The sequence below is a fragment of the Pigmentiphaga sp. GD03639 genome (genome assembly GCF_029845405.1).
Lineage (GTDB): Bacteria > Pseudomonadota > Gammaproteobacteria > Burkholderiales > Burkholderiaceae_B > Pigmentiphaga > Pigmentiphaga daeguensis.
In genome coordinates, this window is the sequence record NZ_JAOCLR010000062.1 from 1 (window position 1) to 2,774 (window position 2,774).

Genomic DNA, 2,774 nt, shown 5'->3' on the forward strand with positions numbered 1-2,774 from the left:
GCCTGCTGGCTGGGCCCCGCACGTGCCGCCCAGGGCGACCTGACCGAGTTCACCTTCACCATGGGCGTGAATACCGTGCCGGGTACGGCGCTGATCGACGCTACCGCCCAGGACCTCGGCCTGTGGCGCAAGCACGGCCTGAAGCCGGTCGTGCCACCTCCCCTGGGCGGCGGCGACCGGCGGACCTGGAGTCCGGGGGAAGAAAACCACTCCGACGTGCGCCTGTATGGCATGGGTGCGACCATCAACTACCCCAGCAAGGGGGTGGATTTCGTCATCGTCGCGGATCTGGGGACGCGGGCCGAATGGCACATGTGGTCGATGGCCGATCGGCCCGTCGATGCGCGGCAGCTCAAGGGCAAGCGTTTCGCCGTCACGCAGTTGTCGGGCACGGACCGGCTGTATGTCGACCTGTTCCTGAAGTCGCTGGGCGTCAGCCAGGACGACGTCACCCTGGTGCCCACCGGCGGCGTGCCGCAGAACTACCAGGCGCTGCGCAGCGGCCAGGCCGACATCTGGGTAACCACCGAACACGCCGCCATCCTGATCGACCGTGAGCAACGCCTGCAAAGCGTCGCCAGGATCTCCGACTTCGTCGGCAAGGACTGGGATCCCTACGTCATCGTCGCCAAGCGGCGCACGCTGGCCGAACGGCCCGCGCTGGTGAAGGAAGCCGTCGCCACCATCCTGGAGGCCGTCCGGCACATCGACCAGGCCCCCCGCCAGGAAAACGTGGCCCGCCTCATGCAGCGCTTCAAGGTCGACGAGGCCGTCGCCGGCAGGCTGCTATCCACCGTATCGCTGAACCCCACCGGCAAGATCAAGCTGTCGACGATAGAAAAGATGCGCAACCACTACGTGGACACCGGTGTGATCAAACGCGATGCCCTGCCCATCGACGCGATCTTCGATGCCTCGGTCGTCGGCACGGTTGCCTGACATCCCCCTTCCACCCAGGAGAATCCCATGCAGCGCCTTCCGCTTCCCCCCTTCATCCTCCAGCCGGCACGCCGGCGCCTGCTCAAGACCATGGCCGTGCTCCCGGCCGCCGCCTGGCTTCCGGGCTGTGGCGGCGACGGCGATCCCGCGCCGGTCCCCAGCGAACCCACTCCCTTCACCTACGAGATAGGCGTACGGACCGTCCCCGGCACGGCCCTGATCAACGCGACGATCCAGGACCTGGGGCTCTGGGACAAGCACAGCATCAAGCCCGTCGACCCCGTGCCCATCGACGATCGCCGCGAGTGGACGCCCGAAGCCGAGAACAACTGCGACGTCCGGCTCTACGGCATGGGCGCGACCATCAACTATCTGAGCAAGGGCGTCCAGTTCACCATCATCGGCGACCTGGGCACCCGGGCCGAGTGGCACATGTGGACGCTGGCGGACAACCCCATCGCGCTCATCGACCTCAAGGGCAAGCGTTTCGCCGTCACCCAGCTGGCGGGCACCGACCGCTTCTATGTCGACCTCTTCCTGAAGTCGCTCGATGTCAGCCAGGACGACATCGTCTATGTGCCCACCGGCGGCGTGGGCACCAACTACACGGCGCTCAAGGAAGGCAAGGCCGATATCTGGGTCACGACGGAACATACGGGCATCCTGACCGACAGGGACAATCTGCTGCGCAGCATGGCGAAGGTCTCGGACTACGTGGGCACGGACTGGGACCCCTACGTGGTTCTGGCCAAGCGGAGCACGCTGAAGGAGAAACCCGGGCTGGTCCGGGAAGCGGCCACGGCCATCTTCGAAGCCGTGCAACACATCGGCAAGGCGCCGCGCCAGGAAAGCCTCGATCGCCTGATGAAGCTGTTCAAGGTGGACCAGGCCATGGCCGAAAGGCTGTTTGCCACCGTCTCGCTGAATCCTTCGGGCAAGACCAAGCTGTCGACCATAGAGAAAATGCGCAACCACTATATCGAGAACGGGTTGATCACCCCCGAGTCGGCGCCCCTGTCGGCGATCTACGACGCATCCATCCTCGGTACGCGGTAACACTGCTTTACGGGGTGGTCGCGACAAGCGGCCGCCCGGGAAGTTATGGTTGGGGATCGCATTCAGAGGTCTTCGTCCATGATGTCTACACCGCGCCGCTTGGCTGCCTGCGCGACCGCGCTTGCCATCGCGCTGCTGGGCGCTACCGCCCACGCCGAACGCAACCCCTCCCTGGCTGGCCAGACCATCGTCCAATCCGTGGAAGGTGGCCGACATACCAAGGAATACGGCCGCAACGGCCAGTTGATCTATGAAGTCATCGAGCGCCAACGGAGCCGCGGCGGCAAGACAGCCACGGAAGCCGTCGAGCGGGAATGGAGCGAAGACGGCAAGCCCCTGCGCGATCAAACCTTCCTGGGCGGCAACGAGATCAAGGGAACGACCTGGTATCTGAACGGCCAGGTCAAGGAAACCCGCGTGGATCAATCCCTGCGCGAACCCGGCGGCCTGCCCGGCAAGTACGTGGAACGCTTTTCCGACCAGGGCAAGCTGCAGTCCGCGGGCGTATTCCAGGGACAGTTCCGTCCAGTGGGCACACACCGGGAATATGACCCGGCGGGCAAGCTCAAGCGGGAAGTGACCTATGACGCACGCGGCAACCGTTCATCGGAACGCAGCTACGATGCATCCGGTGCCGTCATTGGAAGCGAACGTTTTCTTCCCGACGGTTCGCGTATCCGCGATTGAGAAAAAGCGACGCTTGAAAGACAAAACCCCCGGCCGGGTTTCCGGTCGGGGGTTTTGAGGGAGGGTAGCCTGACGATGACCTACTTTCACAA

The 2,774-nt window shown here is 64.6% G+C and carries 3 protein-coding genes; all 3 read left to right on the plus strand.

The features are described 5' to 3' along the window. Positions 1–939: ABC transporter substrate-binding protein (locus N5K27_RS28685; protein WP_279820972.1), on the plus strand; the 939-nt coding region annotated here is incomplete at its 5' end. 27 nt (positions 940–966) lie between these two features. Beyond that, on the plus strand, positions 967–1,995 hold the full coding sequence (locus N5K27_RS28690) for an ABC transporter substrate-binding protein (RefSeq protein ID WP_087838160.1): 1,029 nt from the start codon (positions 967–969) through the stop codon (positions 1,993–1,995). 78 nt (positions 1,996–2,073) lie between these two features. Continuing rightward, positions 2,074–2,682, plus strand: a complete 609-nt coding sequence (locus N5K27_RS28695; protein WP_279820974.1) for a hypothetical protein — start codon at positions 2,074–2,076, stop codon at positions 2,680–2,682. Positions 2,683–2,774 lie beyond the last annotated feature (92 nt).